Genomic DNA, 21,429 nt, shown 5'->3' on the forward strand with positions numbered 1-21,429 from the left:
GCTGGCCCCACAAGCGGCCCCCCGCATCACCTTCCGGATTCAGACATCACCCCTATGGATGACCCGCACAAGACCCATACATCACCCCTCTCGTCAGGGGGCGTTCTTCCGGCCTTGCGCGGCGCCTGGGACATGGTCCGCACCATCCTCATCGCCGGCGCGCTGGCGATCGGGGTGCGCACCGTCCTGTTCGAGCCGTTCAACATTCCCTCCGGATCGATGATCCCGACCTTGCAGGTCGGCGATTATCTCTGGGTCGCGAAATACAGCTACGGCTATTCCCATTTCTCGCTGCCGCGCTCGCCCGAACTCTTCAGCGGGCGCATCTTCGAGCGCACGCCCCATCGCGGCGATGTCGCGGTCTTCCGCTTCACCAAGGACACGTCGATCGACTACATCAAGCGCATCGTCGGCCTGCCCGGCGACCGGGTGCAGGTGCGCGGGGGCGAACTCTATCTCAACGACGTGCTGGTGCCCCGGGTGTCGAAGGGCGATTACGTGGCGGTGGACGAGCACCGCACCCGCATGGAAGGCCAGCGTTTTCAAGAAGATCTGCCGGGCAGCGCCGGCGCGCCGACGGTCCGGCACGACATCCTGAAGCTGACCAGCGAGGGCTTCCAGAACGACACCCCCGTCTATGTCGTGCCCCAGGGCTATTTCTTCGCGATGGGCGATAACCGCGACGACAGCGCCGATAGCCGCTTCATGGGCGACGACCCGGAGGACCTCGGCTTCGTGCCGATGGAGAACCTGATCGGCCAGGCCAAATGGATCTTCCTGTCGCTCGATACGCGCTATCCGGTGTGGGAATTCTGGATGTGGCCGGCCGAAATCCGCTGGAACCGCCTGTTCATGGGCGTGAAATGAGTGCCGAAGGCACCGTGGACGATGTCGCGCCCGGTGGCGACGTCGCAGCGGTCGAGGCCCGGCTGGGCTATCATTTCCGCCGCACCGACCTGCTGCGCGAAGCCCTGACCCACCGTTCCGCCGCCCACCAGCGCAGCGCCGGATCAGGCCGCCGCGGCCGCCAGCCGGCCTCCCGCCGCGGCGCCGGCTCGAACGAACGGCTGGAATTCATCGGTGACCGCGTTCTGGGCCTGCTGATGGCCGAATGGCTGCTGGAGCGCTTTCCCGACGAGCAGGAAGGCGCGCTGGGGCCACGCCACGCGCATCTGGTCTCGCGCCCGATCCTGGCGGCCATCGCCGGCACGATGGACCTGACACAGGCGCTGGACGTGGCCGAGCACGAAGCCCGCGCCGGCGTGCGGCAGGTCGCCAATGTGCTGGCCGATGCGGTCGAGGCGATTCTGGGCGCGATGTATCTGGATGGCGGCCTGGAACCCGCGCGTCGCTTCGTGCGCTCGGCCTGGAACGACGCGATCATCGCCCAGGCCCGCCCGCCCAAGGACCCGAAGACCGCCTTGCAGGAATGGGTACTGGCCCGTGGCCAGCCGCTGCCGTCCTATCGGACGGTCCTGGTCGACGGACCGTCGCACGCCCCCCGCTTCGTCATCGCGGTAACGGCCGGCGGCCAGTCGGGCGAGGGGGAGGCAGGCAGCAAGCGTGCGGCCGAAAGTGCCGCGGCGGCAGACCTGCTGCGGCGGATCGGATGACGGATTATTGTGGCGAGGGAACAGCCTCGCCGGAAAGGGTACACGACATGACCACCCGCTGCGGCTTTGTCGCCATCGTCGGTGCGCCGAATGCCGGGAAATCGACATTGCTGAACCGGATGGCGGGGGCAAAACTGTCCATCGTCAGCCCTAAGGCGCAGACGACCCGCTTCCGCGTGCTGGGCATCCTGATGCGCGGCGCCAGCCAGATCCTGCTGGTGGATACGCCGGGTATCTTCAAGCCCCGCCGCCGGCTGGACCGCGCGATGGTGGCGGCCGCCTGGACCGGTGCCGAGGATGCCGACATCACGCTGCTGCTGATCGACGCGCGTCGCGGCCTGTGTGACACGGTGCGCCCCATTATCGAGCAGCTGGCCAAGACCCGGCGCCGCGTCTGGCTGGTGCTGAACAAGACCGACCTGGTGGACCGCCAGGCGCTGCTGCCGCTGACGGCCGAACTGTCCGGCCTGCTGGACGTGGAGCACGTCTACATGGTCAGCGCGCGGAGTGGTGACGGGGTGGACGACCTGCTGGATGCGCTGGCTGCCGCGCTGCCCGAGGGGCCGTACCTGTATCCCGAGGATGACCTCACCGACCTGCCCGATCGCCTGCTGGCGGCCGAACTGGTGCGCGAACAGATCTTTCTCCAGACACACGAAGAAGTGCCCTACGCCGCCACCGCCGAGACCGAGAGCTTCCGCGAGCAGCCCGATGGCTCGGTGCGGATCGAGGTGACGATCTATGTGGCGCGAGCGGGACACAAGGCGATCCTGATCGGCGAAAAAGGCAGCCGGATCCGCGCGATCGGCGAGAAGGCGCGTAAGGATCTGTCGCGTCTGCTGGGCCGGACATGCCATCTGTTTCTGAATGTTAAGGAGCGCGCCGGCTGGGATGAGGAGAAGGCCCGCCTGCGCGCGCTTGGATTGGACGACGCCTCCTGAACGGGGGAATGATTTTGGAATGACGAGCGTGCTTGTGACCGGTCCTAAGGGCGGATAAGAGGGTCGGCGTGAGTGTGGCCCGGGCCGGGGGGTATCCCCCGTGAGGAGCCATGGTATGAGCAATCGGGGGACCTCGTGACGGATCGTGAAGCACAAGATGTTCAGGGTTACCGCCGTGTCCTGCTGAAAATTTCGGGCGAAGCCCTGATGGGCGACGGCTCGTACGGCATCGACCCAGAAATGGTGGACACCATCGCCGCAGATGTGGCGACCGTAGCCCAGACCGGGGTCGAGGTCTGTCTGGTGATCGGTGGCGGCAACATCTTCCGTGGTGTTGCTGCGGCCGCGCGCGGCATGGACCGGGCGCAGGGCGATTATGCCGGCATGCTTGCGACTGTCATCAATGCCCTGATGGTGCAGAATGCCCTGGAGCGCCATGGCGTGCCGACGCGCGTGATGTCGGCCATCCATATGTCGTCGGTAGCCGAGCCCTATATCCGCCGGCGGGCGGTCCGTCACATGGAGAAGGGCCGGGTCGTCATTTTCGCGGCGGGGACGGGCAATCCGTTCTTTACCACCGATACGGCGGCCGCGCTGCGTGCCGCCGAAATGGATTGCGATGCGCTGCTGAAGGGCACGCAGGTCGATGGCGTCTATTCGGCCGATCCGCGCAAGGTGCCCGACGCCACCCGTTTCGAGACGCTGACCTATCTCGATGTTCTGGCGCGCGACCTGCATGTGATGGATGCCGCCGCCATCAGCCTGGCGCGCGAGAACCGGCTGCCGATCCTTGTGTTCAATATCCACGCACCGGGGGCGTTTCCCCAGGTGATGCGGGGCGAGGGGCTATATACCAAGATCGTCGAGGCGTCCTGACAGTCAGGGCGGCCCGGGCGTTCCTGTGGCGGGTATGATATGTATATGACGGGTGGCCGCTCTGGCGGCCGCCCTGCTTGAGTGTGGAGGGCCACTGTGGCTGCTGATCAGAAGACACTGCTGGATGACCTTGTCCGCCGGATGGACGGCGCGCTGGAAAGCCTGCGCCGCGATTTCGCGGGATTGCGGTCGGGACGGGCCAGCCCCGCCCTGATCGAACCGGTGCGCGTGGAGGCCTATGGTGGTGAAGTGCCCCTGACGCAGGTCGGGTCGATCGCGGTGCCGGAGGCCCGGATGCTGACGGTGCAGGTGTGGGACCGCTCGCTGGTCGGTGCCGTGGAACGTGCGATTCGCGATAGCGGGTTGGGGCTGAACCCGGCGGCCGACGGCCAGACGGTGCGGGTACCGATTCCGCAATTGACCGAAGAGCGCCGCAACGACCTGGCGCGCACGGCCGGCAAATATTCCGAAAACGCGAAGATCGCGGTACGCGGCGTGCGGCGCGACGGCATGGACCAGACGAAGACGTTCGAAAAGAAGAGCGAAATCAGCCAGGACGACGTAAAAGTCTGGTCGGAGGCGATCCAGAAGCTGACCGACCAATATGTAAAACGGATCGACGACATGCTCGCGGAGAAGGAACGCGAGATCAAGCAAGTCTGACTTCGCTGTGACCGTGGGCTCCGTACCCGGCCCGGCAGCCGGGACAACTGACGCGCAGACACCCCCCAAAACCCCTCTCGATGTAGTGGGCCGGGGCAATGGCAGCGCTGTTCCAGCTCCGCCGGCGCATGTCGCATTGATCATGGATGGCAATGGGCGCTGGGCCATGGCTCGCGGGCTGCCCCGCGCCGCCGGGCACAGTGCGGGTGCGGAAGCGGTGCGGCGCTGTGTGCAGGCTGCGATCAGGCGTGGGGTCGGTTATCTGACATTATATGCGTTCTCCTCCGAGAACTGGCGCCGTACCCCCGACGAAGTCGCGGATCTGACGTCACTTCTCCGCTATTACCTGCGCCACAAGGTGGCCGAATTGTCGCGTGAGGGCGTGCGGATCCGCATCATCGGGGATCTATCGCGCTTTGATGATGATGTAAGGGCCGAAGCCAAGCGGGCGGAGGACGTAACGGCTGCAAATTGTCGGCTCACGCTCGTGCTGGCGCTGTCCTATGGTGGGCGGGCGGATATCATGCAGGCAGCGAAGCAGGTGGCGCTGGCGGTGCGTGATGGCGCGCTGGATCCGGCACAACTCGATGAAGCGCTGTTCGGCCGTTTCCTGCTCACGGCCGATCTTCCCGATCCCGACCTGATCATTCGGACCAGCGGCGAATGCCGGTTGTCCAACTTTCTGCTCTGGCAGTCAGCCTATGCCGAGTTAGTGTTTCTCGACACACTGTGGCCGGATTTCAACGAACAGCATTTCGACGCGGCGCTGGACATGTTCGCCCGGCGTGAAAGGCGATTCGGTGCCCGACCCACACTCTGAGCCATCTGCTGTTCCGCGCAGAGGCAGAAACTGGAAGGACCTGCGCGCCCGTCTGATCTCAGCCGCCGTGCTGGTTCCCGTGGCCGTGCTATGCATATGGGCGGGGGGGGCTGCCTATGCGGCGCTGGTCCTGCTGGCCAGCGCGGGCATGGCAATAGAATGGGGACGCCTGTTCGGCTTACGCGCCCGATCCTGGCGTGGCATGCTCTATGTCGCCTGGTCGGTTGCTACCATGGCGGCGGCGCTGGGTGGACATTGGTTTGATGCTTTTCTGGTGATCGGCGGTGCGTTCGTATTCGGGCCAGCGCTGTGGAGCGGTCAGGTGGTGATCGGCTGTGCCGGGCTGGCGTTGCTATGGCTACGGCTGATGACAGTGCCGGGTGCCGGTGTCGTACTGTTCGTCATCACCTGTGTCGCCGTCAGCGACAGCGGGGCTTATCTGATTGGCCGTCTGATCGGCGGCCCCAAGCTGGCGCCCGCGATCTCACCGGCCAAGACATGGTCGGGTTCGCTGGGAGGACTGGGCTGCGCTATGGTGGCCGGTAGCGTGGTCTGCGTGCTCGTCTCCGGTCCGGATAGCTGGGGGCGTGGAATAGCATTCGGTGGCCTGATGGCCGTGGCTGCCCAAATTGGTGATCTGGCGGAAAGCGCGTTGAAACGGGCGCGCGGGGTAAAGGATTCTGGTGCGATCATTCCGGGGCATGGCGGATTGCTGGATCGTTTTGACGGGCTCCTGGTTGCGGCGCCGTTGGCGGCCCTATTGTCTCTGGGCGCGGCGGGAGATGGCGCGTTTTGGTATGTGACGCCCGCCGGTCTAGTTTCCGCCCTGTTTGGGGCCCACACGGATGCGTTGCCACACTTGGCGCGTGGCGGACGCACGATCGAATTGAGATGATGGCGTGTCGACGCCGAACGGCAGGGAAGAAAGAGGCATGAAGTCAGTCACCGTTCTGGGCAGTACCGGCAGTATCGGATGCTCCACGGTCGATCTGCTGATGCAGGCACCAGAGCGTTTTCGCACCGTGGTGCTGGTCGGCGGGCGCAATGTCCAGCGCTTGGCCGAGCAGGCGCGGGTGCTGCGGGCCGAGCAGGCTGTCATCGCCGATGAGGCTTGCTTGCCGGAACTGCGCGCGCTGCTGGACGGCACGGGCATTACGGCCTCGGGCGGACGCCAGGCGGTGATCGAGGCCGCCGCGCGGCCGGTAGATTGGACCATGGCCGCTATTACCGGGGCGATCGGGCTGGAGCCCACCCTGGCGGCGGTCCGGAATGGTGGCTTTGTCGCTCTGGCGAACAAGGAAGCCCTCGTCTGCGCGGGTGATGTCATGCTTCGCGCCGTCGAACAGGCTGGGGCCACGTTGCTGCCGGTCGATTCCGAGCATAATGCGATCTTTCAGTCGATGGCCGATCGTCAGGTCGCTGAGGTGGAGAAGATCGTGCTGACCGCCTCGGGCGGTCCATTTCGCCGGGCCACGCTCGCCGAAATGGAAAAGGCCACGCTGGAAGCCGCGCTGAAGCATCCGACATGGACAATGGGCGCCAAGATCACGATTGATTCGGCCACCATGTTCAACAAGGGCTTGGAAGTAATCGAGGCCGCGCGCCTGTTCGCGCTGACCGAGGACCGGATCGGTGTTGTTGTTCATCCACAATCGGTGGTGCATGGACTGGTCCAGTACACCGACGGTAGCATCGTGGCGCAGATGGGTTCGGCCGACATGCGCATTCCCATCGCCCACACTCTCGCCTGGCCGGCGCGCATGGCGACCAGTTCGCCCCGGCTGGACTTGGCGGCGCTGGGGCGAATGGATTTTGAGGAACCGGACGAGGTGCGCTTTCCGGCCCTGCGTTTGGCGCGTGAATCCTTGCGTGCCGGCGGTGCCGTCCCCACTATCCTGTCGGCGGCGAATGAGATCGCGGTCGAGGCGTTCCTAAGCGGCTCTATCGGGTTTCTCGACATCGCACGGGTGGTGGAGGGGGTGATGTTGGCTCTCGGGCGCCAGAATGCTGATTCGCTTGAAGAGGTGCTGCATTGGGACGAGGAAGCCCGTCGTGCCGCCCATCTGCGTACGACATCCCTCGCTGCATGACCCATGCCGGGGTCTCGCCCCGGACATGGGATCGGCAATATCGTTATGAGGAGCTGACCCGTCATTATGCCCGAGTTGCTTCGGACCCTTCTTGCCTTCGCCCTGGTACTGGGTGTGTTGGTCTTTATTCACGAATTGGGCCACTATTTGGCTGCTCGCTGGCGGGGGGTGCATGTCGAAGTCTTCTCGATAGGCTTCGGGCGACCCCTGCTACGCTGGCACGACCGGGTTGGTACGGAATGGCGGCTATGCCCGGTTCCGCTGGGCGGATACGTCAAGCCACACGGGTTCGAAGGGCCTGATGAGGCAACGCCCGAACAGATGGCGGCCTGGCTGCCGGGGCGCACCTTCCATGATAAGCCGGTGCTCTCGCGAGCGATCGTAATCGCTGCTGGGCCAGTATTTAATTTTCTGCTTGCTATCGTACTGTTTGCTGGCCTTTTTATGTTTGCTGGCCGGCCGGAGATCCGCAATGTCGTGGGCCAGGTCGTACCAGGCAGCGCGGCCGAAGCGGCCGGAGTGAAACCGGATGACGTAATCGTCAGGATCGGGGATCGAGCGGTCTCGGATGTGGCGGATATCCAGGCTCGCGTTATCGCGGAACCAGGCGCGCATACCGAATTGGGCGTTCGACGTGGCGATCAGGTGGTGACGCTTCCGGTGATCGTGGGAACCGTGACGGACAAGAGTGGTGGCAGGACAGGGCAGCTTGGGGTGATGTTTACCGCGGCAGTCGGCAAGCCGATGTCGCCCTTGGCGGCAGTGGGCGCAGCCGTGCAGGAAACGTGGCGTCTCACGATCCAGACGCTGGACGGGTTATGGCAGATGCTGACCGGGCAGCACAGCGCTAAGGATCTGGGTGGCCCACTGCGCATCGCTCAGATGTCGGGGCAGGTTGCGCAGTACGGGGCAGCCAGCCTCGTGTCGTTCATGGCGCTGCTCTCAGTCAATCTGGGGTTGATCAACCTGTTTCCGATTCCCGTACTGGATGGCGGGAGGCTGGTGTTCTACGGTCTGGAAGCGCTGCTCGGGCGTCCGGTTTCGCGCCGCGTGCGTGATATCAGTTTCCAGGCAGGGTTCGCCGTGATCGCGGGACTGTTTCTCTTTTCTACATTTAATGACCTGTCGCATTTCGGCCTGTTTCGCTGGGTTGCGTCCTTGAACGGTTGACGTACTCGCATATCCGAGCATGCGGGTGCTTGCGCGAGGGGGGGGATTTCGGATACGTCCGCCAAGCGGATATGATCGATCTCGCTCACTACGACTCTGTTCGTGTGGTGCGGTTCTTGGTTCGCGGAGCGTCTGGTTTGGGGGAAGCCGAATTTGCCGACTAAACGTTCAACGCTTCTTGCGTCGGTTTGCCTCGTGCCGTTGTTTCTCGCCGGGACCGCCGAGGCTCGGCGTGGTGTTGCGGCAGATCATGCTCCGGCGGCGCATGCGGCTCGATCCGGCGGTGTTATCGAAGCCATACAAGTCACCGGCAATGACCGGATCGAGACTAGCACCGTTCTGTCCTATATGGTGGTGCAGCCCGGCGACCCGTTCAATCAGGACCAACTCGATCGTTCGCTGAAGACCTTGTATGCCACGGGCCTGTTCCGGGACGTGACGCTGCATCGCGCGGGCGACGTGCTTCAGGTGCGTCTGGCCGAGAATCCGATCGTCAATCGCATTGCCTTCGAGGGTAACCATGCCGCGAAGGACGAGGATCTGCGCAAGGTGATCGCGTTGCGTCCACGCGCGGTGTTTTCGACTCAGATCACGGCAGCGGATCGCAAGAAGATCCTGGAGGTTTACGCCAGCAAGGCCCGCTATGCCGCCACGGTAACACCACAGATCATCCGGCTGGCTCATAATCGGGTCGATGTGGTCTTCCAGATCAACGAAGCCCAGCAGACCCTGATCCACAAGATTTCGTTCGTCGGCAACAAGGCGTTCAGCGAGGCCCGGCTGGCCCAGGTTATATCCTCGAAGGAAACGGCCTGGTACCGGTTCTTCGCCTCGTCCGATGAGTATAATCCCGAGCGTATCCGCTATGATTCGGAACTATTGCGTCGATTCTATCTGCGTAATGGGTTCGTCGATTTCCAGGTGCGCAACCAGACGGGCGAACTCTCGCCGGATCGCAAATCCTTCTATGTGACCTTCACGGTGGATGAAGGGCCGCGTTACCGGTTAGGCAAGGTGAATATCCGCTCGTCGCTGAAGCATGTCAGCGCGGCATCGATGCGTAAATATATCGAACTGTTTGCGAACCAGTGGTACGACGGCAGTGCGGTGCAGCATAATGCGACCGACATGCAGGAAATCCTGCAGGGACAGGGCTATCCGTTCGCTATGGTGCGGCCGGAAATCGCACGCAATCCTGAAAAGCGTGTCGTCGACCTGCTGTTCGATGTGAGCGAAGGTCCGCGCGCCTATGTCGAGCGGATTGATATCAACGGCAACACGATTACGCAGGATTCGGTGATCCGTCGCCAGATCCCGATGTCGGAAGGCGACCCGTATACTCCGACCGAGCGGAAATATACGAAGGCGATCCTGCAGGATCTGGGGTTCTTCAGTACCGTTTCGGTTGACCAGACTCCGGGCTCGGCCCCTGACCGGACGAACGTGGCGGTTAATGTCGTCGAGAAGCCGACCGGTGAATTTTCGCTAGGCGGTGGCTATTCGACCGACGTCGGCATTCTGGGTAATATTGGCCTGAAGCAGCATAATCTGCTTGGGTCGGGCGTCGATGCCGGCATTTCCGGTACGATGGCCTATTACCAGCGGCAGGCGGACGTGTCGGTCAGCGATCCGTATTTCCTGAACCGAAACTTGGTTGCCGGCGTCGATCTGTTTGTCATCGAGAACAATTACCAGACCTATCAGAACTATTCAGAAGGGCGTTACGGCATCACGCTGAGAATGGGTTATGCCTATACCAACCGTCTGTCACAGTCTTGGAGCTACACGCTGACGGATCGTCACGTCGACAACGCCTACAGCGATGCATCCTGGTATGTTCTCGACCAAACCGGATGGTCGCTGCTGTCACAGCTCAGCACGACCATCACGTACGACACTCGGGACAATCGCATGCAGCCACATAGCGGTTACGTCGTAAGATTGGGTGGTGATTTCGCCGGTTTGGGCGGCAACGAACGCTATGTGCGTGGCAAGGTCGATCTCGGCTACTACATTCCGATGGATGACCTCACGGGTAACCATGACTGGACACTGGCACTGACGGCCGGTGCAGGTGAGATTGCCAATTGGGGTGGCGGCCGTAGCGATATCATCGATAACTTCTATCTGGGCGGCAATACGCTGCGCGGCTTCCTGGACGGCGGCGCCGGGCCGCGTAGCATGGGCATCCCGGCTTATACGTGGAATGGCCAGTCCTATGCGATGCACTCGCAGGAGGATTTCATCGGCGGCCGCTTCCTATATACCGCCTCGGCCACCCTTAATTTCCCAATGCCTTTCGGGGCGGATATGGGGATTCGTGGCCGTTATTTCGTCGATATGGGTGGGCTGGACGGTCTGCGGGTGCGGAATCGCTATACGGCCTATCCGCAAGACATGCCCCGCTATACGCCGGTTTATGGTGACACGCTGACACCCCGCGTCAGTACTGGTGTAGGTTTTGCGTGGAAAAGTCCATTCGGCCTGATCAATATCGACCTTGGTATTCCGGTCCTGAAGCAGAAACACGACCGGACCCAATTGTTCCGCTTCGGCTTCGGCCAGCAATTCTGAGGTGACAATGCTTCGTTCACGTGGCGTATCTGCTCTGGTCGCGGCTTTTGTGCTGTCATGCGCCGGCGCTGCCTGCGCTCCAGCATGGGCGCAGGGGGCTGCCGCGCCCTCCGGTGGAAATGCCGGCTGGTTCGTTCCCAAGACCGCTCAGCCCGGCCCGGCTGCGTCGGCCCCCCGTGGTCCGGCACGTACCGCGCCGGTTCCGATGCCCGCAGCCCCTGCCGATGGCGATGAGGCTCAGTCCCAGACACCGCCAGTGTTGCCGCTGCCGCCCGTGCCGCCGTCGCCCGACATTCCGCGTGGCGTCGCGCCGCCGGTGCCAGTGATTGGCGTGATTAGCGTGTCCGACGTGATGCGTCTCTCCAGTGCTGCGCAGCAGGCTGAGCGCGTGCTCGGTGGCCGGCGTGATGAACTGGCGCGCGACGCGCAGAAGGAGCAGGCCGGCTGGCGGGACGAGCAGCAGAAGTTGCAGGCCCAGGCGAAGAACATGGCCTCCGACCAGATTCAGCAGCGCGAGCGCCATTTGCAGGAGCGTGTAATCAGCGCGCAGCGCGATTTCCGCAACCGCAATCGCATCGTTCAGGAAGCGGCCCAGGTCTCGTTGGGACAGATTGAGCGTGAACTGGTTCAGATTATCCGTCAGGTTGCGAGTAGCCGAGGAATGAACTTGATCCTGCATCGCGAACAGGTGGCCTTGAGCCAAGATGGGCTGGACATCACCCAGCAGGTTGCCGATCAACTGAATAAAGTGTTGCCGACGGTATTCATCCCGGCGGCGAATGTCGATCCCGAAGTGTTGGCGAAGTCCGGCACGATGCCTACTACCGCCGATGTCGAACGTCAGCAGCAAGAGGCACCCGCCCCGGTAGCGTCGCCTGAAGCTGCTGCTCCTGCTGCGGCTGCGCCCGCGGCGACTCATCACTGAGAAGGCGCGACTGGGAATGGAAGGGCAGGTCGACGCCGCCCTGCCGGGTGACGAGCGCTTCTTCGAGCGGAGCGGTCCGTTTTCGCTTCAGAAGCTCGCGGAATGTGCCGGTGCCCGGATTGTGGGGCACGAGGGCATCGATTCCGACAGGGTGTATGTAGGCATAGCGCCGCTGCAATCAGCCGGTCCGCAGGACGTCAGCTTCCTGGATAATCGCCGCTATGCGCCGTTGCTGGAGCAGACCCGTGCCGGTGTGGTGCTTCTGGGCCAAGCTTTTGTCGACCGGTTGCCCAAGGGTACGGTCGGGCTGGTCTGCCAGGCGCCTTATCTGGCATGGGCACGGGTGGCCAGCCTATTTCATCCGGTGCCAGCGGTGGTACCGGGCATTCATCCAACTGCGTTGGTTGGAACGGAGGCCGCCGTCGATCCGTCGGCGCAGATTGGTCCTTTCGTGGTAATCGGAGCGCGAGCATCCATTGGGGCGGGCACCCGCATCGATTCGCACGCGGTGATCGGTGAGGGGGTGCGGATTGGCGCACGCTGCAGAGTCGGCGCCCATACCTGTGTATCACACGCGTTTCTGGGTGATCGGGTGACATTGCTGGCAGGAGTACGGATTGGTCAGGAAGGATTCGGCTTTGCGGTGGGTCCTGACGGTTTCGAGACCGTTCCACAATTGGGGCGTGTGATCCTGGAGGATGGTGTCGAAGTTGGGGCGAACTCCACGATAGACCGCGGATCGTCCCAGGACACCGTTATCGGAGCGGGCTCGCGCCTCGACAATCTAGTGCAGATTGGTCATAATGCCCGCTTGGGGCGCTGCTGTATCGTGGTTTCCCAAGCTGGGATATCAGGATCTACGGAACTCGGCGATTTCGTTACCGTTGCTGCCCAGGCCGGTTTGATCGGCCACATTCGTATTGGCACCAAAGCCCGGATCGGTGCGCAATGTGGAGTGATGTCGGACGTGGAAGCAGGGGCTGACGTTATCGGCAGCCCCGCGATGCCATTCCGGGAGTTCTTTCGGAATGTAGCAGTGTTGCGGCGCTTGGCGAAAAAGGCACCGCGCGAGGGAGGAGGAGAGGCCTAAGACAGCAGGCCCCCGGAATTCAACCGGGATAGGTAGGTGCTCGTATGAAAAGGCGGGTGGACCTGCCATCCTGAGCAAAAATGGTCGGACGACGTGAATAAAGAAGTAGAGGTTCCCGCGGTGGGCGATAGCCCGACCAGTATTGAGTCGATTGACGTGATGCGGATCATGGAGGCGATTCCTCATCGCTATCCATTCCTGCTGATCGACCGGATGGTCGATATTGTGCTGGGTTCTTCCGCTGTGGGCATCAAGAATGTCACCGCCAGTGAACCGCATTTCCAGGGGCATTTCCCGTCCCGGCCCGTGATGCCCGGTGTGCTGATAATCGAGGCGATGGCGCAGACTGCGGCAACCCTTGTCGTATTGACTCTAGGGGCGGCCTTTGAAGGCAAGCTGGTCTATTTCATGACCATCGACGGAGCCAAGTTCCGCCGCCCGGTGGAACCTGGCGATCAGTTGCGGATCCATGTCGAAAAGGAACGTAGTCGTGCCAATGTCTGGAAATTCAAGGGCGTTGCGCGTGTGGACGGCGTATCGGTGGCAGAGGCGACATTCAGCGCGATGATTATGGGCTGAAGCCGCCCCTAGGCCAGATTGAAACGTTCCGTTGCCGGGCAATAGTTCCCTCCCAGCGTGGAATGCGATATCCGGTTCGCTGGTACACGGCGCTTGACGAGATATCGCCGCGCCAAAGATGAACGCTGGCCGATCCGGGGCGCTGGCATGTAGACGGTTCCGGGCTGAGCCTCGCCGTGGGAGAGCATATTGACCGATTTGGCACAAATGGACTCCGTAAGCCGGGCCGCCGAGATTCATCCCTCCTCGATCGTCGCGGACGGGGCCCGGATCGGGCAGGGGGTCCGGATTGGTCCATGGTGTTCGATTGGTCCCGACGCTGTGATAGAGGATGGCGTGCATCTGATCGCCAATGTGATCGTCGATGGCCATACGCGGATTGGCCCAGGGGTTGTCTGTTATCCATTCACCACGATCGGGATGGCGCCTCAGGACCTGAAATACCGGGGGGAACCGACGCGCTGTGTCATCGGAGCACGGACCGTGATCCGCGAGCATGTGACTATCCATCGTGGTACGGCGACCGGCAGCGGTGTGACGCGCGTGGGTAATGATTGCCTGATCATGGCCAACTCTCACGTTGCGCATGACTGCACGCTGGGGAACAGCGTGATCATCGTGAACAATGTCGTCATGGGGGGGCATGTCACGATAGGCGACCATGCGCGCATTATGGGGGCGGCGGCGCTGCATCAGTTCGTGCGTATCGGTCATGCGGCACTAGTTGGTGGCGTGTGCGGTGTCGAGGCCGATGTCATTCCCTATGGCAGTGTACTGGGAAACAGGGCCCGGCTGGTTGGGCTGCATTGGATCTGGCTGAAACGCAACGGCGTGCAGGCCGAAGAGATGCATCGCCTGCGCCGTGCGTTCCGTGCGCTTTATCCCCGCACGATGGAAGATGAATCGACGGCTTTCAGCCGGCGTCTGGCTGCAGTGCGGGCGGAATATGGCGATGAGCCGAAGGTGGCGGAGATCCTGGCCTTCATCGAAGCCCCCAGCCATCGCGGATTGGTGCGGGTTGCCGGCGGTGGCGCGGCATCGATCGAGTCGGACGGGGTTTAGGGCGCAGATAGGGCATCGGCATGGTCGCCGGTGACGGCCCTCGATTGGCCGGAGACTGCGTAGGCATTCTGGCTGGTGGTGGCCCGCTGCCAGGGCAGGTAGCACGGGCCGTGGAAAGGCTGGGGCATCGCGTCTTCATCGTCGGGTTTCAGGATTTTGCTGAACCGCGCGTGATCGATCCCTGGCCGCATCGTTATATCAGGCTAGCGGCCGCCGGTGAGATCCTGTCTTGTCTGCGAGCGGAAGGGTGCCGGGATCTGGTCCTGATCGGGCCGGTGCTTCGGCCGTCTTTTTCCGATCTGCGCCCTGATGCGGCGGGTGCACGGATCATGGCGCGAATCGGACGGGCACTGTTCTCGGGCGATGATGGATTGCTTGCGGCGATCGTGCGCGTGCTGGCCGAAGAAGGCTTTGTTATTCATGGAGCCCATGAGTTCCTCTCGGGTTCGGTTGGATGCTCCGGCGTGTTGGGGCGAATCAAGCCCGATTCAGGGGCTTTGGCCGACATCCGTCGCGGGCAGGATGTAGTCGAGGCGATTGGGCGGCTGGACATCGGACAGGGCTGCGTGGTGCAGGATGGTTTGGTGCTGGCTGTCGAGGCGATTGAAGGTACCGATCGGATGCTGTTGCGGGCCGGGGAATGCCGGCAATCGGGTCGGCCGGGCGGTGTTCTGGTCAAGATGCTCAAACCCGGGCAGGATCGCCGCGCCGATCTGCCGACGATTGGATCGGATACCGTCCGGCGTGCGGCAGAGGTGGGGCTGCGCGGCATCGCCTTTCAGGCGGGTGCGACTCTGATAACCGATCCAGCGGCCTGCATCGCCGCCGCCGATGAAGCCGGCCTGTTTCTGATGGGGATCGGTGACGGAGCGGCGGGCATGCCGGCCGCCCGAACAGGAGAATGACGATGGCTACCTATCTGCACACGATGGTGCGTGTCCACAATCTCGATGCCAGCCTTGCTTTCTATAAGCTGCTAGGTATGCATGAACTGCGCCGACGTGACGTGCCTGAGGGCAAATATACCCTGGTATTCATCGGTTATGCCGATAACGATGCCGGCCAGGCGGAAATTGAACTGACCTATAACTGGGGTAAGGACGACGGATACGAAGTCGGCACCGGATTCGGTCATTTTGCGGTTGGCGTGCCCGATGTTGCGACGATGGTTGAGGCTGTGCGGGCTGGTGGCGGTAAAGTCACCCGTGAGGCCGGGCCCGTGAAATTCGGCACTACCATCATTGCTTTTGTTGAAGACCCCGACGGGTATAAGATCGAACTGATCCAGCGACCCTGAGTTTGCGTCTGGACATATGTGCAGGTGGCAATCCGGCGCGTGTTTCCTACGCTTTCTTTTGTGCTCACTACCCATCGCGCCGGGTCAGGTGCTCAATATTCTGGTAATTGGCCCTTTACGGGCACCGAGGGGGAGCGTCTGGAGTGCCGGCATGGTGATCAGCAGGACCGCCTGCGTATCGCGCCGGCTTGTCCATGACGGATGTCGTCGACCGATTTCCGCTTTCGCGGTCGGAGATGGTCAGTGCGCCTTGCAGAACATATACCGCGTTCGGGAACGGGTGCTTGTGCCACTGTAGGGTAGAGCGGGCGGGAACCGTCAGGCGGATTATCGTCAGTTCCGGCTGCGTCGTGGGATAATGCGTATAAGGCACGCTGTTCCAAGAATGATCGGTCTGCAGCAGGATGTCGCGGTGACCGGGGGCCACGGTCTGGGCTATCGCCGATGGTGGGATTGCCGTGGCGGAGAGTAAGGCGGCAATCAGGGCCGTGCGGATTGAGGTCATCGTGGCTCGTCCTCCAGCAGGGCAAGGGTGATACAGGACGACCGTCCGCGTTCATGAAAAGATTGTTTAAAGTTCAGGCACCAGATGACCGCCGGTGAACGTGGGGGTGACGGATCTATCTGACGGGATATAGTTCGCTGTCGGATAGAGGGCCGGGAATGAGACGATACGATCCACGCGCTACCCTGTGGCTTCTTGCTGCGGCTTCGTGCCTTGTCTGGCCCGCGCTCGGGCAGGGACGGACGGTAGTGGACATGGCGGGGCAGAGCGTGACCGTCCCGGATCGTCCGGCCCGGATCGCAGATCTGTGGTTCGCGCACAATGCCGTGACCATCATGTTGGGTGCCGCCGCGCGGATCGCTGTGACCAACGATCTGCCTACGACGCGGCCGTGGATGTATCGCGTGGCGCCGGAGTTGCATCGTGCAGCCGGCGTGGTCGGGGTAGTGCCGAACGTGGAGACGCTGCGCCATGCCGGGGTGGATGTCGCGTTCGTCTCCAGCGGTTCACCGGCTTTGGAGCCGATGCGGCGGATCGGGCTGCCGGTGGTGCAGGCGGGATTTACCGACGAGGCGTCGTTGCGACAGGCGGTGGCGCTGACGGCGGAGGTGCTGGGCGATCCTCGCGCGCATGAGGTTGCCGGACGCTATGTGAAGATGCTTGATGCGACGCGGGACCGGGCGGCGGCGGCCGTGGCCGACATACCGCAATCCCGCCGGCCGCGTGTGTTGCATATCCAGTCGCTGGTTCCGTTGAAGATCGACGGCACACACACGATTATCGACGAGTGGATCACGCGGGCGGGCGGGCGGAACGCGGCCGATATTTCGGGCAACATGCATCCGGTTTCCGTCGAACAGATTGCGGCCTGGGATCCCGATATCATTATCCTGGGGGGCGATGCCGGCGGGTTCGATCTTTCCGCCGCCCAGTGGACGGGGCTGCGTGCCGTGCGCGGGGGGCGGGTCTATCGTAATCCGGCAGGTGTGTTCCCGTGGGACCGGTATGGGGTCGAATTTCCGCTCCAGCTTTTGTGGACAGCGCAGATTTTGTATCCGGATCGCTTTGCGAAGCTCGACATGGCGTCGGAAACGATCCGGTTTTACCACGATTTTTTTGGATATGACCTGCCTGCCTCCGATGCCGCGCGCATCCTGGCGGCCAAAGGGCCTGATAGCGCACCATGAATGCATGGCGCGAGCGTGCGCTGTGGATGGTGGCGTTGGGGGGATTGCTGACGCTGGTCGTGGTGTCATTGGGGCTGGGCCGGTATCGGGTGCCGTTGGGTGAACTGATGGCCGTGCTGCTGGGGCGTGATGGCGCGATGCCGGAGGCGCGGAGGGCCTTGCTGCATTCCATCCTGCTGGCGACGCGCTTGCCGCGGGTTGCCGGTGCGGTGGTTGTGGGGGCCGCCCTGTCGGTTTCGGGGGCGGGTTTTCAGGCCGTGTTCCGTAATCCGCTGGTGTCGCCCGGATTGCTGGGGGTGCTGGCGGGTGCCGGGTTTGGTGCCGCGCTGGGGATCGTGGCCGGGGCTTCGTCTCTGGGCATGCATCTTCTCTCGTTCGGGGGGGGCGCTGTTGCCGTTGTGGCGGCGGTGGGGGTGGCGCGGCTGTTTGATGCGGTGTCGATGCTGATGCTGGTGTTTGGTGGACTGGTCAGTACGGCCCTGTTTACGGCGCTTCTGTCGCTGCTGAAATATGTGGCTGATCCCGATAAACAATTGCCCGATATCGTTTTTTGGCTCCTGGGGAGCCTGACGCAGGTGACGGAAACCGATGTGGGCATGATGGCGATTCCGGTTGCGATCGGTATCGTCGGGCTTACGCTTTGCGGGCGCATGCTGGATGCATTGGCCATGGGCGATGATGAGGCGCGGACCCTTGGTGTGCCGGTCGGTGTGCTGCGTTATGGGGTGATCGCGGTTGCGACCGTGTTGTCGGCGGTGACGGTTTCCGTGGTGGGGATGATCGGCTGGATCGGGTTGATCATGCCGCATGTCGCGCGGTTGCTGGCGGGGCCGTGCAACGCCCGGGTACTGCCGCTTAGTGCCTGTTTGGGCGGTATATTTCTGCTGATTTGCGATGATCTGGCGCGGTGTGTGTCGGTGGAGGAGATTCCTGTCGGGTTGATCGCGGATCTGCTTGGGGTCTGTGTTTTTCTCTGTGTGCTGCGGCTGATCCGGCGTGGGTGGGTGGAATGACCGAACTGGTGGTCGATTGCCTGTCATTTGCGCGGGGTGGGCGAGGGGTGCTGGAGGGGATCTCGTTCGCGATCAGGGGGGGCGAAATGGTCGCTCTGCTGGGACCGAACGGGGCAGGAAAGACCACCTTGCTGCGGCTGGTCCTGCGGCTGTTGCAGCCCCTGTCGGGGCGGGTGCTGCTCGACGGGCGGCCGATAGCGGGCATGACGCGGCGAGCCCTGGCAGCCCATCTGGCCTATGTGCCGCAGGGACATGGGGTTGTCTTTCCCTATCGGGTGCGCGACGTGGTGGCGTTGGGCCGGCTGGCCGGCGGGGCGATGCTGGCGCCGGTGGTGCCGGCGGCGGATCGTGAGGCTGCCGAGCGGGCTCTGGCGCGGCTTGCCGTTGGCCATCTGGCGGAGCGGTCCTATGCCGCGCTCTCCGGGGGCGAGCGGCAGGCGGTTCTGATTGCGCGGGCGCTGGTTCAGGGTGCGCGCCTGCTGGTGCTGGACGAGCCGGAGACGGGCCTGGATTTCGGGCAGCAACTGCGCCTGTCCGATCTGCTGCGCCGGCTGGCGGCCGAGGGCTATGGTATTCTGGCCACGACGCATGATCCGCTGCGGGCCGCGCGGATTTTCAGCCGCGCGATCCTGATGCGTGAGGGCCGGATCGTCGCGGATGGGCCGGCCGCCGAGATGTTGTCGGCACAGGCGATTGCCGATCTGTACGGCGTTAGTGCCGGTTCGGTTCGGCCTGCATGACGAAATGCAGTTCGCCGCCGTTGAGGATATCGCGATGGTGCAGATGCAGGAGGTCCTGCGGCCTGCCGTTGAGGGTGACGGACGCAACGTAGGGATGCTCCGCGTCCAGATGATCGGCCACCATGGTGAAGGTCCGGCCGTTGGGCAGGTGGATGACCGCTTTTGATACGAACGGCCGGCCGATCGTGTATTCGTTGCTGCCCGGGGCGACGGGATAGAAGCCGAGGGCGGTGAACAGGTACCACGCCGATGTCTGGCCCAGATCGTCATTGCCTGCCAGGCCGTCGGGGTGGGCGTTGTACTGGCTCTCCATGATCTGGCGCAGACGCTGCTGCGTCTTCCATGGTGCGCCGGCATAGTCGTAGAGATAGGCGATATGGTGGCTGGGCTCGTTGCCGTGGGCGTACCAGCCGATCAGGCCACTGATATCCTCGACATTCTTGAACTGCGCGGGATCGACCTTCGTATCGAACAACTCGTCCAGTCTGGAGATGAATGTCGCGTTGCCTCCGATGGTCGCGATCAGGCCGGGAACGTCCTGCGGCACGAACCACAGATACTGCCATGCATTGCCCTCGGTATAATCACTGCCATAGGCCGCGGCCGTGGGGTCGAAGGGCATGTGGAATGCACCGGTGCTCAGGCGTGCGCGGAGGAAGCCGGTCTTCGGGTCCCATTCGTTGCGCCAGTTGCCGGCGCGTTTTTCGAATTCTTCGGCAATATGCGTCTTGCCCATCGCGCGCGCCATCCGGGCGAGGGACCAGTCGTCATAGGCGTATTCCAGCGTCTTGGAGCCGGCTTCGGCTTCCTTGTCGATCGGGACGTAGCCAAGCCTGATGTAATCCGTCAGGTCGCCATAGACGGGGGATCGGGCGGAGGCGACCATCGCGTTCAGCGCGGCCTCCGCGTCGAAGCCGCGCACGCCCGCGAGATAGGCGTCGGCGATGATCGGCACGGCATGGTAGCCGGTCATGCACCATGTCTCCAGCCCCTGGTATGACCAGACCGGCAGGACCCCCACCGGGCTGGCCTGCTGGGCCGCGATCAGCGAACGCACGAACTGCGTGCTCATGTCCGGGCGCAGCAAGGCCATCAGCGGCTGTTGGGCGCGATAGACATCCCAGGTGGACCAGGTGGAGTAGAAGCCGAAGCCCTCTGCCTTGTGAATCTCCTGATCCGGGCCACGATATTCCCCATTGGCATCCATGCTCAGGGTCGGGGCGAGCATGGCGTGATATAGCGCGGTGTAGAACTGCGTCCGCTGGTCCGGTGTACCGGAGGCGTCGATGACCGACAGGGCGCGGTTCCATGCGGCGGTGGCATCGGCGTGGCGGGCGTCGAAATCCCAGCCCTGGCCTTCGGCATCGAGATTGGCGATGGCGTTCGTCTCGCTGACGGGGGAGATCGTGACCTTCACTTCCAGCGGGCCGTTCAGCTTGCTGAAATCGAAGACCGCTTCCACTTCGCGGCCATTTTGCACATTCTGGTCCGTCGGTGCGTTGCCCGGTCCGCGAAAGCCGCGATAGGCGACTTTGGTTTCCCGGTTGTAGAGCATGCGGGTGGTCGTCGGGCGGGAGAAGCGCATCGCAAAGCAGAGAGTGCGCCCCGGTGCCCAGCCGCGTGTGGTGCGGCAGCCCGTTACCGTGCCGTCCTCGCGCACCCGCAGCCGCGTCCACAGGACCTTGCCGGGATAATCGTAGATGCTGGGCCGGAGATCCAGCAGCACATGGGCGGGCTTGTCGGCGGGGAAGGTGTAGCGGTGCCAGCCCACGCGCGGGCCGGCCGTGAGTTCGGCGCGGACTGCGTAATCATCCAGCGTTACCGCGTAATATCCGGGGTGCTCGACCTCGGTCGTGTGGCTGAAACGAGAGCGATAGCCGCTCTGCGGTTTTGCCGGGTCGCCCGGTTCCATCCTGACATCGCCGGAGATTGGCATGAGCAGCACGTCGCCGAGGTCGGAGTGCCCCGCGCCGGAGAAGTGCGTGTGCGAAAATCCCATGATGGTGGGGTCATTGTACTGATAACCGCCAGCCCAGTCATAGGCATGGTGAAATTCCGGCGTCGCGGTGTCGGGGGAAGGCTGGATCATGCCGAATGGCATCGTCGCCCCCGGAAAGGTATGTCCCGGCCCGCCGGTGCCGATGCGCGGGTCCACCATGGCGGCCAGGCCCCCGGTTGCTTCTCCGGCGGCATGCGCATGGCCCGGTGGGAAGGCGATTGCGACTGCCAGCGTGGCGGAGAGACAGTAGAGGACCGGGTGACGCTTCATGAATGGACCTTGGTG

General features: G+C 63.1%; 20 protein-coding genes. 19 read left to right on the forward strand and 1 reads right to left on the reverse strand.

Going from position 1 to position 21,429, the window contains the following annotated elements:
* Positions 1–132: 132 nt before the first annotated feature.
* From lepB to ACMAUO_RS00955, 19 genes are all read left to right on the forward strand, one after another.
* Positions 133–867, forward strand: coding sequence for a signal peptidase I (lepB, locus tag ACMAUO_RS00865; RefSeq protein WP_420355122.1), 735 nt, complete (start codon positions 133–135; stop codon positions 865–867).
* Positions 864–1,613: a ribonuclease III gene (gene rnc / locus ACMAUO_RS00870; RefSeq protein ID WP_420355123.1), complete on the forward strand. Its 750-nt coding sequence runs from the start codon at positions 864–866 to the stop codon at positions 1,611–1,613. Before lepB ends, rnc begins: the two co-directional genes overlap by 4 nt.
* A 47-nt stretch (positions 1,614–1,660) precedes the next feature.
* Positions 1,661–2,554 carry a GTPase Era gene (era, locus tag ACMAUO_RS00875; RefSeq protein WP_420355124.1) on the forward strand — a complete coding sequence of 298 codons (894 nt, stop codon included), beginning with the start codon at positions 1,661–1,663 and terminating at the stop codon, positions 2,552–2,554.
* A 135-nt stretch (positions 2,555–2,689) separates the two neighbouring features.
* Entirely contained in the window at positions 2,690–3,430 is a 741-nt protein-coding gene (gene pyrH / locus ACMAUO_RS00880; RefSeq protein ID WP_114727754.1) for a UMP kinase, read from the forward strand.
* A gap of 96 nt (positions 3,431–3,526) precedes the next feature.
* Positions 3,527–4,093: a ribosome recycling factor gene (frr, locus tag ACMAUO_RS00885; protein WP_114727753.1), complete on the forward strand. Its 567-nt coding sequence runs from the start codon at positions 3,527–3,529 to the stop codon at positions 4,091–4,093.
* 142 nt (positions 4,094–4,235) lie between these two features.
* A complete protein-coding gene (gene uppS, locus ACMAUO_RS00890) occupies positions 4,236–4,913 on the forward strand; it encodes a polyprenyl diphosphate synthase (protein ID WP_420357160.1) in 678 nt (225 codons plus the stop codon).
* Positions 4,894–5,808, forward strand: a complete 915-nt coding sequence (locus ACMAUO_RS00895) for a phosphatidate cytidylyltransferase (RefSeq protein WP_420355125.1) — start codon at positions 4,894–4,896, stop codon at positions 5,806–5,808. The genes uppS and ACMAUO_RS00895 overlap by 20 nt, the downstream gene beginning before the upstream one ends.
* A gap of 37 nt (positions 5,809–5,845) precedes the next feature.
* On the forward strand, positions 5,846–7,003 hold the full coding sequence (gene dxr / locus ACMAUO_RS00900) for a 1-deoxy-D-xylulose-5-phosphate reductoisomerase (RefSeq protein ID WP_420355126.1): 1,158 nt from the start codon (positions 5,846–5,848) through the stop codon (positions 7,001–7,003).
* Positions 7,004–7,069: 66 nt separating this feature from the next.
* Complete coding sequence (gene rseP / locus ACMAUO_RS00905) at positions 7,070–8,173, forward strand: RIP metalloprotease RseP (protein WP_420355128.1); 1,104 nt, start codon at positions 7,070–7,072, stop codon at positions 8,171–8,173.
* Positions 8,174–8,368: 195 nt separating this feature from the next.
* Complete coding sequence (gene bamA / locus ACMAUO_RS00910; protein ID WP_500862069.1) at positions 8,369–10,747, forward strand: outer membrane protein assembly factor BamA; 2,379 nt, start codon at positions 8,369–8,371, stop codon at positions 10,745–10,747.
* A 7-nt stretch (positions 10,748–10,754) separates the two neighbouring features.
* The gene (locus tag ACMAUO_RS00915; protein WP_420355130.1) at positions 10,755–11,672 is read left to right on the forward strand and encodes an OmpH/Skp family outer membrane protein; all 918 of its coding nucleotides are present in this window, start codon (positions 10,755–10,757) and stop codon (positions 11,670–11,672) included.
* A 16-nt stretch (positions 11,673–11,688) separates the two neighbouring features.
* On the forward strand, positions 11,689–12,762 hold the full coding sequence (gene lpxD, locus ACMAUO_RS00920) for a UDP-3-O-(3-hydroxymyristoyl)glucosamine N-acyltransferase (RefSeq protein WP_420355131.1): 1,074 nt from the start codon (positions 11,689–11,691) through the stop codon (positions 12,760–12,762).
* A gap of 93 nt (positions 12,763–12,855) precedes the next feature.
* Positions 12,856–13,341 (forward strand): 3-hydroxyacyl-ACP dehydratase FabZ, encoded by a 486-nt coding sequence (gene fabZ, locus ACMAUO_RS00925; protein ID WP_420355132.1) that lies wholly within the window; start codon positions 12,856–12,858, stop codon positions 13,339–13,341.
* A 207-nt stretch (positions 13,342–13,548) separates the two neighbouring features.
* Positions 13,549–14,403 carry an acyl-ACP--UDP-N-acetylglucosamine O-acyltransferase gene (gene lpxA / locus ACMAUO_RS00930; RefSeq protein WP_420355133.1) on the forward strand — a complete coding sequence of 285 codons (855 nt, stop codon included), beginning with the start codon at positions 13,549–13,551 and terminating at the stop codon, positions 14,401–14,403.
* 20 nt (positions 14,404–14,423) lie between these two features.
* Positions 14,424–15,308: an LpxI family protein gene (locus ACMAUO_RS00935; protein ID WP_420355134.1), complete on the forward strand. Its 885-nt coding sequence runs from the start codon at positions 14,424–14,426 to the stop codon at positions 15,306–15,308.
* 2 nt (positions 15,309–15,310) lie between these two features.
* The gene (gloA, locus tag ACMAUO_RS00940; RefSeq protein WP_420355135.1) at positions 15,311–15,700 is read left to right on the forward strand and encodes a lactoylglutathione lyase; all 390 of its coding nucleotides are present in this window, start codon (positions 15,311–15,313) and stop codon (positions 15,698–15,700) included.
* 663 nt (positions 15,701–16,363) lie between these two features.
* Positions 16,364–17,392 carry an ABC transporter substrate-binding protein gene (locus ACMAUO_RS00945; RefSeq protein WP_420355136.1) on the forward strand — a complete coding sequence of 343 codons (1,029 nt, stop codon included), beginning with the start codon at positions 16,364–16,366 and terminating at the stop codon, positions 17,390–17,392.
* Positions 17,389–18,405 (forward strand): FecCD family ABC transporter permease, encoded by a 1,017-nt coding sequence (locus ACMAUO_RS00950; protein WP_420355137.1) that lies wholly within the window; start codon positions 17,389–17,391, stop codon positions 18,403–18,405. Before ACMAUO_RS00945 ends, ACMAUO_RS00950 begins: the two co-directional genes overlap by 4 nt.
* On the forward strand, positions 18,402–19,145 hold the full coding sequence (locus tag ACMAUO_RS00955) for an ABC transporter ATP-binding protein (protein WP_420355138.1): 744 nt from the start codon (positions 18,402–18,404) through the stop codon (positions 19,143–19,145). The genes ACMAUO_RS00950 and ACMAUO_RS00955 overlap by 4 nt, the downstream gene beginning before the upstream one ends.
* On the opposite strand, the gene ACMAUO_RS00960 is transcribed toward ACMAUO_RS00955, so the two are convergent.
* A complete protein-coding gene (locus ACMAUO_RS00960) occupies positions 19,117–21,414 on the reverse strand; it encodes a GH92 family glycosyl hydrolase (protein WP_420355139.1) in 2,298 nt (765 codons plus the stop codon). The two genes, ACMAUO_RS00955 and ACMAUO_RS00960, sit on opposite strands and share 29 nt — an antisense overlap.
* Between the last annotated feature and the right edge of the window lie 15 nt (positions 21,415–21,429).

It is taken from the genome of Gluconacetobacter brunescens (genome assembly GCF_048695475.1).
Lineage (GTDB): Bacteria > Pseudomonadota > Alphaproteobacteria > Acetobacterales > Acetobacteraceae > Gluconacetobacter.

Bases quoted from the DNA above. Each gene is read 5' to 3' on its own strand.
- lepB (WP_420355122.1), top strand. From the start codon at position 133: ATGGTCCGCACCATCCTCATCGCCGGCGCGCTGGCGATCGGGGTGCGC.
- rnc (WP_420355123.1), top strand. From the start codon at position 864: ATGAGTGCCGAAGGCACCGTGGACGATGTCGCGCCCGGTGGCGACGTC.
- era (WP_420355124.1), top strand. From the start codon at position 1,661: ATGACCACCCGCTGCGGCTTTGTCGCCATCGTCGGTGCGCCGAATGCC.
- uppS (WP_420357160.1), top strand. From the start codon at position 4,236: ATGGATGGCAATGGGCGCTGGGCCATGGCTCGCGGGCTGCCCCGCGCC.
- dxr (WP_420355126.1), top strand. From the start codon at position 5,846: ATGAAGTCAGTCACCGTTCTGGGCAGTACCGGCAGTATCGGATGCTCC.
- rseP (WP_420355128.1), top strand. From the start codon at position 7,070: ATGCCCGAGTTGCTTCGGACCCTTCTTGCCTTCGCCCTGGTACTGGGT.
- ACMAUO_RS00915 (WP_420355130.1), top strand. From the start codon at position 10,755: ATGCTTCGTTCACGTGGCGTATCTGCTCTGGTCGCGGCTTTTGTGCTG.
- lpxD (WP_420355131.1), top strand. From the start codon at position 11,689: ATGGAAGGGCAGGTCGACGCCGCCCTGCCGGGTGACGAGCGCTTCTTC.
- lpxA (WP_420355133.1), top strand. From the start codon at position 13,549: ATGGACTCCGTAAGCCGGGCCGCCGAGATTCATCCCTCCTCGATCGTC.
- ACMAUO_RS00935 (WP_420355134.1), top strand. From the start codon at position 14,424: ATGGTCGCCGGTGACGGCCCTCGATTGGCCGGAGACTGCGTAGGCATT.
- gloA (WP_420355135.1), top strand. From the start codon at position 15,311: ATGGCTACCTATCTGCACACGATGGTGCGTGTCCACAATCTCGATGCC.
- ACMAUO_RS00945 (WP_420355136.1), top strand. From the start codon at position 16,364: ATGAGACGATACGATCCACGCGCTACCCTGTGGCTTCTTGCTGCGGCT.
- ACMAUO_RS00950 (WP_420355137.1), top strand. From the start codon at position 17,389: ATGAATGCATGGCGCGAGCGTGCGCTGTGGATGGTGGCGTTGGGGGGA.
- ACMAUO_RS00955 (WP_420355138.1), top strand. From the start codon at position 18,402: ATGACCGAACTGGTGGTCGATTGCCTGTCATTTGCGCGGGGTGGGCGA.
- ACMAUO_RS00960 (WP_420355139.1), bottom strand. From the start codon at position 21,414: ATGAAGCGTCACCCGGTCCTCTACTGTCTCTCCGCCACGCTGGCAGTC.